This window comes from Trinickia sp., assembly GCF_057351765.1.
The window spans coordinates 38148-50496 of sequence record NZ_JBMRBK010000042.1 but is presented as its reverse complement, the minus strand read 5'-3'; the positions used below and the strand labels follow the sequence as shown (position 1 = coordinate 50496).

Here is a 12349-nt window from a genome sequence, read left to right as displayed (position 1 = left end):
CCCGTCGGATCGCCGCAGCGAAGTCCACCGTGTGCCTACCGAGCTTGTTTATTATGGAAATCCCGTATACCTACCTTGCATCGGCGAAAGGATCGAGAAGGATTGCGTCCAATAGAATTTCGCCATCAACGCGACAACAGACCGCATCCCGCGGCGCGCGATAACAAAGGAGACGTCACGATGTACCCGACCCTGCGCAACTTGAAGGTCCTCGCTCTCGCTTCGGCACTTTCATTTGGTATCGTCTCGCAGCACGCATCAGCCGCTGATGACGGAAAGGTCACGATCATGGTGGGGGGCATCACCAAGATCATTTATTTGCCTGCGAAGCTCACCGAGCAGCTCGGCTACTTCAAGGACGAAGGTCTCGACGTCGAGCTGCTCTCGCAGCCGGCCGGCGTCGATGCGGAAAACGAGCTCCTCGCTGGCGCCGTGCAAGGCGTGGTCGGCTTTTACGATCACACGATCGACTTGCAGACGAAGGGCAAGGAAACCGAGGCGATCGCCGTGTTCTGTCAGGTGCCGGGCGAAGTCGAGATGGTGTCGACGAAGGCGGCCGATACGCTCAAGTCGTTCGCCGACGTGAAGGGCAAGACGCTCGGCGTGACCGGCCTCGGTTCGTCGACGAGCTTTCTCACGCAGTACCTCGCTGCCCAGCACGGCATCGCGTCCAACCAGTACACGATGCTGCCTGTCGGCGCGGATGCGAGCTTCATTGCCGCGATCAAGCAAAGCCGTATCGATGCGGGGATGACGACGGAGCCGACCGTCTCCAAGCTGCTGAAGACGGGCGACGCGAAGGTGCTCGTCGACATGCGTAACGTCGACGGTACGAAGGCCGCGCTCGGCGGCGTGTATCCGGCGGCGAGCTTTTATGTGCAGCGTGCCTGGGCAGAATCGCACAAGCAGGAGGCCCAAAAGCTCGCGCACGCGTTCGCGAAGACGATGCAGTTCATCAGTACGCACAGCGCCGATGAAATCGCCGCGAAGATGCCGGCCGACTATCAGAAGGACAAGGAACTCTACCTGATGGCGCTGAAGGCTTCGCTGCCGATGTTCACCAAGGACGCGAAGATGCCGAAGGATGGCCCGGAAACGGTGCTCAAGGTATTGGCGGGCTTCAACCCGTCGGTCAAGGGCAAGCACGTCGATCTGTCGAAGACCTACACCAACGCGTTCGTGGAGTCGAAATAATCGGGCACCGTGCGTTCCGGCCGTAGCCGGAGCCCGTGCCTTCACCGGCGCCGCGAGGGGCGGCGCCGGCCACTTCCCTGGATTTGCGATGAACAAAGCTGTCTCCAAAGAATCACCTGTCATCGAGTTCAACTCGGTATCGTGCCGCTTCATTTCGCCCGACGGCAAGGCGACGATCGCATTGCGCGATTTCAGCATGTCGGTCGCCAAGGGCGAGTTCATTGCGATCGTCGGCCCGACGGGCTGCGGCAAATCGACGACGCTCAGCATGATCACCGGCCTGCTCAAGCCGACGACGGGTGAAGTCCGTGTGATGGGCGCGCCCGTGACGGGCATCGATCCACGCATCGGCTTCGTCTTTCAGGCGGACGCTGTGTTTCCGTGGCGCACCGTGCTCGACAACGTCGCGGCCGGCCCCATGTTTCGCGGACGTTCGAAGGCCGTCGCACATGAAGAGGCGCGCGATTGGCTGCGCCGCGTCGGTCTCGAAAAGTTCGAGAATCACTATCCGCACCAGCTCTCGGGCGGTATGCGCAAGCGCGTCTCGCTCGCCCAGACGTTCATCAACAAGCCCGAGATCCTGCTCATGGACGAGCCGTTTTCGGCCCTCGACATGCAAACGCGCACGCTGATGCAAGACGAGCTGCTGCAATTGTGGTCGGCCAATGCGGGCTCCGTCGTTTTCGTCACGCACGATCTCGAGGAAGCGATTGCGCTGGCTGACCGCGTGTTCGTGCTCACGGCGCGTCCGGCCACGCTGAAAAAGGTCTACGAGATCGATTTGCCGCGGCCGCGCATCACCTCGGAAATTCGCTACGAACCGCGCTTCATCGAAATCTCGCGCGACATCTGGCGCGACCTGCGCGAAGAAGTGCAGATCGCTTGATGTCTACCCTCGCGCAAGAACCGAAAGAACGCGGCAAGAACTGGAAGGAAGGTCGGAAAATGTCAACAGTTGAACATGCTCAACGCGCCTTTGGCGAACAATCGCTCGCCGAGGTCGAAAAAGTCGCGCAACGCCGGATCCGGCAGCGCCGTGCGCTCGTCATCGGCTTGCGTATTCTCGTGCTCGTCGTCGTGCTCGGCGGCTGGGAGCTCGGCGGACGATTCAAATGGTTCGATCCGTTCTTTTTCTCGATGCCGTCGCTGATCTTCGATCAGATCGTCGACTGGTTCGTGAACGGAACCTCGCAAGGCCCGCTGCTCGTGCAGGTCTGGGTGACGCTCGAAGAAACGATGCTCGGCTTTCTGATCGGCGCGGTGGGCGGCATCATCTGCGGCGTCATCCTCGGCCGCAACAAGCTGCTGTCCGACGTCTTCAGCCTCTACATCAAGATCGCGAACTCGATTCCGCGTGTGGTGCTCGGCTCCGTATTCGTCATTGCGCTGGGCCTCGGCATGGCATCGAAGGTGGCGCTCGCGGTGGTCATGGTGTTCTTCGTCGTCTTCGGCAATGCGTTCCAAGGCGTGCTCGAAGCGGACCGCTATATGATCGCGAACGCGCAGATCCTCGGCGCGTCGAAGCGTCAGCTGACCACCGCGGTCGTGATTCCGTCGGCGCTCTCCTGGATTCTTGCCAGCTTGCATACGAGCTTCGGTTTCGCGCTCGTCGGTGCGGTCGTCGGCGAATTCCTCGGCTCGAAGCAGGGTATCGGCCTGTTGATCTCGACGGCGCAGGGCGCGTTCAACGCAAGCGGCGTGTTTGCTGCGATGATCGTGCTGGCTGTGGTCGCGTTGACGACAGACTACCTGCTGACGGCACTGGAAAGGCGTTTGCTGAAGTGGAGACCGTCCGCCTTCTGAGGAAGTAGGCGCCGCGGCCGCAACGGAAAAGCGGTAAAAGCGGTAAAAGCGGTTCTTCGCGGGCACGCATCGGAAGATGCGTGCCCGCGCCCCGTTGAGCGTCGGATGAATAGGGGGAGTTCGTGATGCTGCATAGCCTGCGTGCGCGGCTGCTGTTGTGGGTTTTTCTGCCGCTCGGCACGTTCGTCTTCGTCACGGGCTTGATGGCGCACGACGCGTCGCGGCAGACGGCCGATCTCGTGCAGGACAGTGTGCTGCTTGCGTCAGCGCGCACCATAGGCGAAAACATCGAGTGGCGCGATGGGGCGCTGATCGCGAATATCCCGCCCGCGGCGCTCGAAATGTTCGAATCGCCTTACCGCGACCAGGTCTTCTACAAGGTCGTCGCGGGCGAGGACAAGCTGCTCGGCGGGTCGATCGATCTCGCGTTGCCCGGGCACCTGGCAACCTTTCCCGTGTTTTACGACACGGTGCTCGACGGACAAAACCTGCGCGCCGTCGCATTCCAGCGGCAAGTCTACGACTCGGGCTCCGTCACGCCAGTCACCGTGATCGTGGCCAAGACGCAAGCTTCGCGCGAGGCGATGCTCTCGCAGCTTTGGCACCCGCAGGTCCTGCGGCAGGGTTTGATGCTCGCGCTGGCCGCGGTACTTGTCGTGATCGGCCTCACGAGCGAGTTGCGGCCGCTCATGAAGCTCAGCGAAAACGTTGCCGATCGCGACGCCATGGAGCTGGAACCGATCCGCTTCCATCATTTGCCGTCTGAACTGCGTCCCATCGTCGACGCGATCAATCAATGTATCGCGCGTCTGAAACTGCATACGACCACGCAGCGGCAATTCATCGCCGATGCCGCACATCAATTGCGCACGCCGCTGACGCTGCTCGACACGCAGGTCCAATACGCCTGCCAGCACAACGCCGGCGATCCCGTGCTCGTCGATGTGCTGCATGGCGTGAGGCGCACGAGCCTCAAGATGATCGAAATCACGAATCAGCTGTTGCTGCTGGCGCAAGCCGAGTCGACGCGAGCCGCCGCCACGCTTGTGCGCGTCGATATGGCACGTGTGGTTTTCTCCGTGCTCGAGGAGCTCATCATGGCGGCACAGCGGCGTAATATCGACCTGGGGGCCGACCTCGCCGATGACATCGCCGTGATGGGTATCGAGCAATTGCTCGCCGCGCTCGTTGCGAACCTCGTCGACAATGCGATTCGTTATACACAGGAAGGGGGGCACGTGACGGTGATTTGCAGGCGCGAGGGGGACGAGGTGCTGCTGGAAGTGGTGGACAACGGGCCGGGCATTCCCGCGGAGATACGCGCACACGTGTTCGAGCGTTTTTATCGCGGCGCGACCGATGTCGACGGGACCGGTCTCGGACTCGCGATCGTGCAGGGCATCGCGCGCTCGCATGGCGGCGCGGCGTCCGTCGCACCGGGCCCTGGGCGCGTCGGCCTCACGGCCACCGTTCGTCTGCCGGCTGCAAGCCGTGAAGGAATGACGCAATGAAACTGCTTCTGGTCGAGGACAACGCCGAACTGGCGCACTGGATCGTCAATCTGCTGCGAGCCGAGAATTTCGCCGTCGATTGCGCGAGCGACGGCGAATCGGCCGATGCCGTGCTCAGTACGCAAAGCTACGATGTCGTGCTGCTCGACATGCGTTTGCCGCGCATGAGCGGCAAGGAAGTGCTCGCACGATTGCGCAGACGCGGCGATAACGCGCCGGTCTTGATGCTGACGGCCCATGGTTCGATCGACGACAAGGTCGATTGCTTCAGCATCGGTGCGGACGATTACGTCGTCAAGCCGTTCGACGCGCGCGAGCTCGTTGCGCGCATCAAGGCGCTGATCCGCCGTCAGACGAGCGGTAAATCGGGCTCGCTCGTGTGCGGCGACCTGCAGTACAACACGGATACGCGCGAGTTCTCGCACAACGACGCGCCGCTCGCCTTGCGGCGCCGAGAACATGCGATTCTTGAAACGTTGATGCTCAAGCAGGGCAAGACCGTCACGAAGGCCGCGCTGATGGATAGCGTGTTCAGCCTGGAGGATGAGGCGAGCGCCGATGCTATCGACATCTACATTCATCGATTACGTAAGCATCTTTCCGCATCCACGGCGCAAATCATGACGTTGCGCGGGCTTGGCTATATCCTCAAGGAGAAAGAAGCACAATGATGAACTAGTCATCATTGCGTAACTAGTGAAAGCACTTAGTACTACTAAGCGATCACGAAAGCAGCGCGAAGGATTCGGACCACTACGATTGTCTCCATTCCGTTTTGGCGGAAAGCTCGGTGCTCAGATGGGAGTGGCACCGTTCAAACAAGCAGAAGTTCAACGCAGTGAATGAGGAGACGATCTTGAGAAGGACCTATCGGACCTTGGCAATTGCCGCCGGCGCATTGGCCGCGGCGAGCGGCGCGCACGCGCAGTCGAGCGTGCAGCTGTACGGGCTCATGGATTTGAGCTTCCCCACTTACATCACGCATGCCGATGCGAAGGGCAATCACGTGATCGGCATGGGTAACGATGGCGAGCCGTGGTTCAGCGGCAGCCGCTGGGGCTTGAGGGGCGCGGAAGATCTCGGCGGCGGCACCAAGCTGATCTTCACTCTCGAAAGCGAATTCGTGGTTGCCAACGGGAACATGGAAGATCCGGGCCAGATCTTCGATCGCGATGCGTGGGTTGGCATCGAGAACGATACGTACGGTAAATTCACTGCCGGCTTCCAGAACACGATCGCGCGTGACGCCTCGGCGATCTACGGCGATCCGTACGGCAGTGCCAAGCTGCGCTATGAAGAGGGCGGCTGGACGAACTCGAACAACTTCAAGCAGATGATTTTCTATGCTGCCGGCGCAACGGGTACCCGTTACAACAACGGTCTCGCGTGGAAGAAGTTGTTCAGCAACGGCATCTTCGCAAGCGCAGGTTATGCGTTCAGCAACTCGACGTCGTTCGCATCGGGCAGCACCTATCAGGCAGCGCTCGGTTACAACGGCGGCCCGTTCAACGTGTCGGCTTTCTACAACCACGTGAACAACACGGGCTTCGTCGATCAAACGTGGTCGGTGGGCGGTAACTACACGTTCGGTATCGCGCGTATCAACGCGGGCTACTTCCGTTATCTCGGCAATCAAGGCTCGCTGGGCCAGCGCCAGGACAACGCGTGGACGGTGTCGCTCAAGCTTGCGCCGAAGGGACCGTTCGACTATGAGCTCGGTTATCAGCAGATGCGCGTTCACAACGCCGCGTACAACGCCGACGGCGATATTCCGAACGCCAACACGGCCCACGTGTTCGATGCGACGGCCGGCTTGCACAACGGCTTCAAGGAAACGCTCTACGCATCGACGTTCTATCACCTGTCCAAGCGTACCGAGCTGTACCTTGCGGGCGACTACATGCGGCTTCACGGCGGCTACACGGTTGGCAGCACGTTCGGGGCGAAGAACCAGCTCGAGCTGACCACGGGTGTGCGTACCCGCTTCTGATTGTCCTACCTCCTCCAAGACGGTGCTGCCTGATGAGGGCAGCCATTTAAAGGCGGCGGCGAGCCTCATTGCTTGCCGCCTTTTTTTTGGGAAGACAGCATGGTTAGGGTCACTAACGTTCGTGCCGCGCTGAGCGCGACGGTCGCCGGCTACACGGGCGCGTTGATACTCGTGATCGTGGCATCGGTCATCGGACTCAGATCCGCCAATGTGGCGCTAGAGAAGATGCATAGTGCCGAGACCGCGGCGCTGACGCATCTTGCGGAGACCTCCGCGAACCTCTTGCAAGCGCGTGTCGATCTGGGCAGCTACGAGACACTCGTTGCACAAGGCAAGCCGACAGAATCGACGCTGGCGAACATTCATGCGGCGCTGGCCGCCAGCGATCGCGCGCTCGAGGCTTACAGCGCGCTGCCCGTATCGGGCGATGCGGAAGCCTCGCTCGCGAACGCGTTGCGCACCGCTCGCGCCACTCTGATCAAGCAGGTCATCGCGCCGGAAATCGCGGCGCTCGACCAGGACGATTTCGCCTCCTTCCGCACCATCGAGCGGCATGCACCGGAAGCAGTTTTCTCGGACTACAAAGAGGCGGCGCAGCGGCTCATGGATTTTCAGGTGCGCGCGCAAAAGATGCATTTCGATGCTGCGCAGGACCGCTTTCACCGCTTGCTGGCGCTTTTTGCCTGCGTCGGGGCCGCGTCTGTCGTTCTCGCAGTGCTCGCTCGGCGAGTCCTGAGCGCGTCGATCGTCAAGCCGATCGGCACCGTGATCGATCACTTCGAGCGAATCGCTTCAGGCGACCTGACCTCGACGATCGATACGTCGCGCGGTGCGGAGATGGGCCGGCTGCTGGATGCGCTCGCGCGCATGCAGGCAAGCCTGGCGGCGACCGTCACACGTGTGCGCGACGGCACCGGCGAAATTCGTCACGGTGTGCACGATATCGCGAGCGGCAATGCCGATTTGTCCGCGCGCACCGAACAACAAGCAGCAGCGCTCCAAGAGACAGCGGCGAGCTTGAAAGAGCTCACCACAACCGTCGCGCAAAACGCGCAGCACGCCCGGCAGGCGAGTGTGCAGGCGCAAACGGCCTCAGCGACCGCGGTGCGCGGCGGCGAGGTGGTAGGGGAGATCGTTCATGCAATCGCGGACATGTCGGCCGACTCGGATCATATCGTCAACATCATCGGAGCAATCGAAGGCATTGCTTTCCAGACGAACATACTGGCGCTCAATGCGGCGGTCGAAGCCGCGCGGGCTGGCGAAGAGGGACGCGGATTCGCTGTCGTGGCCGGCGAGGTTCGCGCGCTTGCTGGCCGGTCCGCCGCCGCGGCCAAGGAAATCCGTGCACTGATGACGGCGTCGGTCGCCAAGGTGCAAGGCGGGACCGAATTGGCCGAGCGCGCTCGCGCGACGATGGGCGACATCGTCAAGGCGGCGCACGAGGTCAATGCGATCGTCGCGGAGATTAGTACGGCGTCGGACTTCCAGTCCCAGGGAATCGAAGAGATCGAGCGCGCCGTATCGCACATGGACCGCTCGACGCAACAAAACGCCGCGCTCGTCGAACAGGCAGCGTCGGCTGCGGCATCGCTGGAGGAGCAGGCGCGCCTGCTCGACGAAACGGTGGCCGTCTTCCGGCTTCGCGCCGACGCGCTCGCAAGCACGACGCGCGAGCGCCCCGCACCGGTTGGCATGCTGCCGGCCCATTCACTCGCTCACGAATGACCCACCACGTTCATCCTTCGCGCCGTCATCGCACCCATCTGATCGTGGGTCTCACACACGGCGGGAAAACGTTTCGGCCCGGCGACTGGGCCGAGCGTCTTGCCGGTGTCATCGCGCTGTTCGTCAAAGAGAAGCGGCCGGGCAGGAATTCGGCATCGACATGGCTTGCGGTGCCGTTTGTCGATGAGGGCATCAAGTGTCTCACCGTGTCGGGCGAGCTGGCCGAAATCTGCCCGGAGGCGTTCGAGTTCGTGATGCGATTCGCCGCGGACAACGAGTTGCCGGTCGAAGAGGGCCTGCGCATCCTGCGTGCAGGTTGAACATCAACGTATGGCCCGGCACTTGATGTCGGGCGCGGTGTACGGCGTGGGGTAATCGGACCAGGGGCCCGTCTCGAGGAAGAGACGATGCATGGCCAGGACCTCAGCCTGGCGCTCCTCGCTGGTACTGAGCGGTGCGGCCGGCCCACTCCGGCCGGCAAGCGGCTCGTTGACCGCGCATTCGACGGTCTTGCCGTCGGGAATCGCCACGGTCGTCGTATAGGCGTAGTCGGGCCGGCCCTGTTCGGCACAGCCGGCGCCGCAGGAGACGATGGCGCCCATCAAAACCGAGGCTGCTACGGATCGCATCTTCATGGCGGCTCACTCCGGCGAGGCGCGCTCGGCGCCCGGGTTCAGGGCGGCTGATGATTATCAGTATGGGCTTCGGAACCGGCATTGGGGCGAAGACCCTACGGTTCGCGCGTGTCGCGTCCTTGTTCGCATTTGCGCTTTTTGTTCAGGCGAATAACGAGGCGACCGGGCGGCTGATAGAGTGGCGTTTTCACCCTCTGACCAAGCGAGGCATCAATGCAACTGATTGGCATGCTGGATTCGCCGTTCGTACGCCGTGTGGCCGTTTCGATGGCCGTGCTCGATATCGGCTTCGAGCACCGTCCGCTCTCCGTGTTTCGTCATTTCGATGCATTTTCCGCGGTCAACCCCGTCGTCAAGGCGCCGACGCTGATCGACGACGACGGCACGCTGTTCATCGATTCCAGCCTGATTCTCGACTATCTCGATCAGAAGGTGCCGCCGGAGCGCCGGCTGATGCCTCAGGAGCTGGCGCAACGCCGGCGCGCGCTTCATCTGATCGGTTTTGCGCTTGCCGCCAGCGAAAAGACAGTGCAGATCATCTATGAGCGTAACCTCCGGCCGGCGGAGAAGCAGCACGAACCTTGGGTCGACCGCGTGTCGGGCCAACTGTCCTCCGCCTACGCGCTGCTCGAGCGCGAAGTCGGTTCGGCCGGCGGCGCGGGCTGGCTCACCGGTGAGCGTCTGATGCAAGCCGATATCACCGTGGCGGTGGCTTGGCGCTTCACGCAACACATCCTGCCCGGTGCGGTCGATCCCGCGCTTCACCCGGCGCTGGCCGCCTTCTCCGAGTGTGCTGAAGCGCTGGCCGAGTTCGCGGCTGCGCCGCTCGATTGATCGGCTCGTTGTTCCTATTGTTCGGGAAGGCCGACAAGTGACTTTTCGTTTTGCGGATTTATCGCGCCTCGCGGTCTGCCTAGAATGGCTTCATGTCGAAGTCGTCATAGCAGGTCGCGGGTCGAGCCGCACCGAGCAAGGGGAAAGCCACCATGAAAGCCCTCATCGAACGTCAGCTTTACAGCCCGTCGGTTGTCTTGCCGATGGTCGCTTTCATGGAACTGCTCGTATCGCACGATTTCAATCTCGGGCAGGTCGGAGCGGTCGTGGCCACCCGTGGGGCGCGCGCCGCGCTGACCCGTTCGCGCGGGCTGCTTTTCCCGCCGCGCAGCCATGCCGGCCTGGCTGCCTGAAACCCGTGGTTCCGATCGTGGCCTGACAGGCATGGCAAACGCGGTACGGATCGGCCTCATTTCCGATACGCACAATCTTGTGCGCCCGGAAGCGCTCGCGTGGTTGTCCGGCGTGCAGGCCATCGTGCATGCCGGAGATATCTGCAAGCCTGAAGTGCTCGACACTTTGTCTGCGATCGCTCCGGTCACTGCCGTTCGGGGCAACAACGACAAAGGCGCGTGGGCCGAGCGGCTGCCGTTGTCGACGACGCTCGTGATCGAAGGGGTGGCGATTCACGTCGTGCACGACATCGCCGATTTGCGGTTGAGCGAGGCCGGCTCACGTATCGATGTCGTCGTGACGGGGCATTCGCATCAGCCCGCGCTCGCGCTTCGCGAGGGCGTGCTGTTCGTGAACCCGGGGAGCGCCGGGCCGCGCCGCTTCAAGCTGCCCGTATCGGCGGGCGTCCTCTTGATCGAAGGCGGGCGCGCACGCGCTGAACTCCATACGCTCGTCTGACCCACGATAAAAAAGCCGGCGCGCTGATGCGGCCGGCCTCGTCGTTCGCGGGCAAGCAGTATGCGCTCGCCGCTCAGCCTTCGGTCGGCGGAACGTATCCGGTTGCCTGATCGGCACCGTCGCCGAAGAAGAACTTCTCCGTCTGCTTCATCAGATACTGACGCGCACGCGGATCGGCCATATTGAGCCGGTTTTCGTTGATCAGCATCGTCTGATGCTTGAGCCAGGCCTGCCACGCCTCCTTCGAGACGCTTTCATAGATGCGCTTGCCCAATTCGCCGGGCAGCGGGGGGAAATCGAGGCCCTCGGCTTCCTTGCCGAGCTTCGCGCATTGAACCATGCGTGTCATTGTGGGTTTCTCCAGAAAATCGAATAAGGACGCGCCGCGCCAGCGCGATGTACCGTGCGCGTCGCGCTCAAAGATGCTTCATCAGCACGAGCGACTTGCGCTGCCAGTTGTAGAGGCGCCTGCGGTCTTCGGGTAGGTCGTCGACACTGACTTTCACGAAGCCGCGCTTGAGGAACCAGTGTTCGGTGCGGGTCGTCAGCACGAAGATGCGCGTCAAGCCGCGCGCCCTCGCGCGTTGCTCGACGCGTTTCAAGAGGCGCTCGCCGTCACCGGAGCCCTGGGCGTCCGGGGCGACGGTGAGGCACGCCATTTCGCCGATGCGCTCCTGCGGGTACGGATAGAGCGCCGCGCAGCCGAACAGCACCCCATCGTGCTCGATGACCGAGAAGTGGTCGATGTCGCGTTCGATCTGGTGCCGGCCGCGTTTGACGAGCGTGCCGTCCGATTCGAGCGGCTCGATCAGCGTCAGGATGCCGCCCACGTCGTCGGGCGTGGCTTCGCGCAGGCTTTCGAGGTTCTCGTACGAGATCATCGTGCCCACGCCGTCGTGCAGGAATAGTTCGAGCAGCAGGCTGCCGTCGAGCGAGTAAGGGATGATATGCGCGCGCGGGACGCCGCCGCGGCAGGCGCGCACCGCATGCTTCAGGTAAAAGCCCGCGTCGCCTTTCACTTCGCCGCTTTCGTGCAGACGGTAGGCGTCGTCGAGCGAAAGCTCGCGCACGAGATCGCCGGCTTCGTTCATGATGCCGGGCGTTTCGGTCAGAAAGATGATCTTGTCGGCACGCAGCGCGATGGCCGCGGCGGAGGCGACGTCTTCCATCGAGAGGTTGAACGCCTCGCCGGTCGGCGAGAAACCGAGCGGCGACAGCAGCACGAGCTTGCGGCTTGCGAGCGAATGACGGATCGATTCGGCATCGATCTTGCGCACGACGCCCGTGTGAGCGAAATCGACGCCATCGAGAATGCCGACGGGCCGGGCCGTCACGAAATTGCCTGACACCACGCTGATGTGCGCATGTGCCATGGGCGTGTTGGGCAGGCCCTGGCTGATCGCGGCTTCGATATCGAGCCGCACTTCGCCCGCCGCTTCCTTGGCCGATTCGAGCGCGCGCGCATCGGTGATGCGCATACCGTGCGAGAACTCCGATTGCACGCCGTGCAGGTTCATCTGTTCCTCGACCTGCGGGCGGGACCCATGCACGAGCACGATCTGGATACCCATCGCCTGCAAGAGCGCGATGTCGGACACGAGCGCGTTCAGGAGTCCTTGATGAACGACCTCGCCGCCGAAGCCCACGACGAACGTCTTGTTTCGAAACGCGTGGATGTACGGTGCGACCGATCGCATCCAGTCGACGAACTGGGCGTGTTGGGAAACGGGGTCGGCCGCGACGGGGCGAGTCGCGACGGGTTCCGGGATGGGGACGAGGTCGGATTGTGCGTTCATGCCGGG

At 62.5% G+C, this 12349-nt stretch carries 14 protein-coding genes; 11 read left to right on the top strand and 3 right to left on the bottom strand.

Annotated features, from left to right (window positions below; all coding sequences use genetic code 11):
* Nucleotides 1-180 precede the first annotated feature (180 nt).
* The 8 genes from ACO1XS_RS12060 (at nt 181) to ACO1XS_RS12025 (ending at nt 8546) form a co-directional block, all read left to right on the top strand.
* The gene (locus tag ACO1XS_RS12060) at nt 181-1194 is read left to right on the top strand and encodes an ABC transporter substrate-binding protein (protein WP_331566805.1); all 1014 of its coding nucleotides are present in this window, start codon (nt 181-183) and stop codon (nt 1192-1194) included.
* A gap of 88 nt (nt 1195-1282) precedes the next feature.
* A complete protein-coding gene (locus ACO1XS_RS12055) occupies nt 1283-2080 on the top strand; it encodes an ABC transporter ATP-binding protein (protein ID WP_331566807.1) in 798 nt (265 codons plus the stop codon).
* A gap of 59 nt (nt 2081-2139) precedes the next feature.
* Entirely contained in the window at nt 2140-2997 is an 858-nt protein-coding gene (locus ACO1XS_RS12050) for an ABC transporter permease (RefSeq protein WP_331566809.1), read from the top strand.
* A 125-nt stretch (nt 2998-3122) separates the two neighbouring features.
* A complete protein-coding gene (locus ACO1XS_RS12045) occupies nt 3123-4508 on the top strand; it encodes a sensor histidine kinase (protein WP_481580838.1) in 1386 nt (461 codons plus the stop codon).
* On the top strand, nt 4505-5179 hold the full coding sequence (locus tag ACO1XS_RS12040; RefSeq protein ID WP_331566812.1) for a response regulator: 675 nt from the start codon (nt 4505-4507) through the stop codon (nt 5177-5179). Before ACO1XS_RS12045 ends, ACO1XS_RS12040 begins: the two co-directional genes overlap by 4 nt.
* A 185-nt stretch (nt 5180-5364) precedes the next feature.
* Entirely contained in the window at nt 5365-6498 is a 1134-nt protein-coding gene (locus tag ACO1XS_RS12035) for a porin (protein ID WP_486390781.1), read from the top strand.
* A gap of 99 nt (nt 6499-6597) precedes the next feature.
* A complete protein-coding gene (locus ACO1XS_RS12030) occupies nt 6598-8226 on the top strand; it encodes a methyl-accepting chemotaxis protein (protein ID WP_331566816.1) in 1629 nt (542 codons plus the stop codon).
* Entirely contained in the window at nt 8223-8546 is a 324-nt protein-coding gene (locus ACO1XS_RS12025; RefSeq protein WP_331566818.1) for a DUF3579 domain-containing protein, read from the top strand. Before ACO1XS_RS12030 ends, ACO1XS_RS12025 begins: the two co-directional genes overlap by 4 nt.
* Before the next feature lie 3 nt (nt 8547-8549).
* Here ACO1XS_RS12025 and ACO1XS_RS12020 read toward each other — a convergent pair whose 3' ends face one another.
* Complete coding sequence (locus tag ACO1XS_RS12020) at nt 8550-8861, bottom strand: hypothetical protein (RefSeq protein WP_331566820.1); 312 nt, start codon at nt 8859-8861, stop codon at nt 8550-8552.
* 213 nt (nt 8862-9074) lie between these two features.
* On the opposite strand from ACO1XS_RS12020, the gene ACO1XS_RS12015 reads away from it, so the two are divergent.
* The 3 genes from ACO1XS_RS12015 to ACO1XS_RS12005 all read left to right on the top strand — a co-directional run bounded on the left by ACO1XS_RS12015 (nt 9075) and on the right by ACO1XS_RS12005 (nt 10547).
* Nucleotides 9075-9695: a glutathione S-transferase gene (locus tag ACO1XS_RS12015; protein WP_486390780.1), complete on the top strand. Its 621-nt coding sequence runs from the start codon at nt 9075-9077 to the stop codon at nt 9693-9695.
* 152 nt (nt 9696-9847) lie between these two features.
* Nucleotides 9848-10048, top strand: coding sequence for a hypothetical protein (locus tag ACO1XS_RS12010; protein WP_331566824.1), 201 nt, complete (start codon nt 9848-9850; stop codon nt 10046-10048).
* 31 nt (nt 10049-10079) lie between these two features.
* Entirely contained in the window at nt 10080-10547 is a 468-nt protein-coding gene (locus tag ACO1XS_RS12005; protein ID WP_331566826.1) for a metallophosphoesterase family protein, read from the top strand.
* 73 nt (nt 10548-10620) lie between these two features.
* On the opposite strand, the gene ACO1XS_RS12000 is transcribed toward ACO1XS_RS12005, so the two are convergent.
* On the bottom strand, nt 10621-10896 hold the full coding sequence (locus ACO1XS_RS12000; protein WP_486390779.1) for an oxidative damage protection protein: 276 nt from the start codon (nt 10894-10896) through the stop codon (nt 10621-10623).
* Nucleotides 10897-10963: 67 nt separating this feature from the next.
* On the bottom strand, nt 10964-12343 hold the full coding sequence (gene argA, locus ACO1XS_RS11995) for an amino-acid N-acetyltransferase (RefSeq protein ID WP_331566830.1): 1380 nt from the start codon (nt 12341-12343) through the stop codon (nt 10964-10966).
* Nucleotides 12344-12349 lie beyond the last annotated feature (6 nt).

Bases quoted from the DNA above. Each gene is read 5' to 3' on its own strand.
- argA (WP_331566830.1), bottom strand. From the start codon at position 12,343: ATGAACGCACAATCCGACCTCGTCCCCATCCCGGAACCCGTCGCGACT.
- ACO1XS_RS12000 (WP_486390779.1), bottom strand. From the start codon at position 10,896: ATGACACGCATGGTTCAATGCGCGAAGCTCGGCAAGGAAGCCGAGGGC.
- ACO1XS_RS12055 (WP_331566807.1), top strand. From the start codon at position 1,283: ATGAACAAAGCTGTCTCCAAAGAATCACCTGTCATCGAGTTCAACTCG.
- ACO1XS_RS12045 (WP_481580838.1), top strand. From the start codon at position 3,123: ATGCTGCATAGCCTGCGTGCGCGGCTGCTGTTGTGGGTTTTTCTGCCG.
- ACO1XS_RS12050 (WP_331566809.1), top strand. From the start codon at position 2,140: ATGTCAACAGTTGAACATGCTCAACGCGCCTTTGGCGAACAATCGCTC.
- ACO1XS_RS12060 (WP_331566805.1), top strand. From the start codon at position 181: ATGTACCCGACCCTGCGCAACTTGAAGGTCCTCGCTCTCGCTTCGGCA.
- ACO1XS_RS12040 (WP_331566812.1), top strand. From the start codon at position 4,505: ATGAAACTGCTTCTGGTCGAGGACAACGCCGAACTGGCGCACTGGATC.
- ACO1XS_RS12030 (WP_331566816.1), top strand. From the start codon at position 6,598: ATGGTTAGGGTCACTAACGTTCGTGCCGCGCTGAGCGCGACGGTCGCC.
- ACO1XS_RS12005 (WP_331566826.1), top strand. From the start codon at position 10,080: ATGGCAAACGCGGTACGGATCGGCCTCATTTCCGATACGCACAATCTT.
- ACO1XS_RS12025 (WP_331566818.1), top strand. From the start codon at position 8,223: ATGACCCACCACGTTCATCCTTCGCGCCGTCATCGCACCCATCTGATC.
- ACO1XS_RS12020 (WP_331566820.1), bottom strand. From the start codon at position 8,861: ATGAAGATGCGATCCGTAGCAGCCTCGGTTTTGATGGGCGCCATCGTC.
- ACO1XS_RS12010 (WP_331566824.1), top strand. From the start codon at position 9,848: ATGAAAGCCCTCATCGAACGTCAGCTTTACAGCCCGTCGGTTGTCTTG.
- ACO1XS_RS12015 (WP_486390780.1), top strand. From the start codon at position 9,075: ATGCAACTGATTGGCATGCTGGATTCGCCGTTCGTACGCCGTGTGGCC.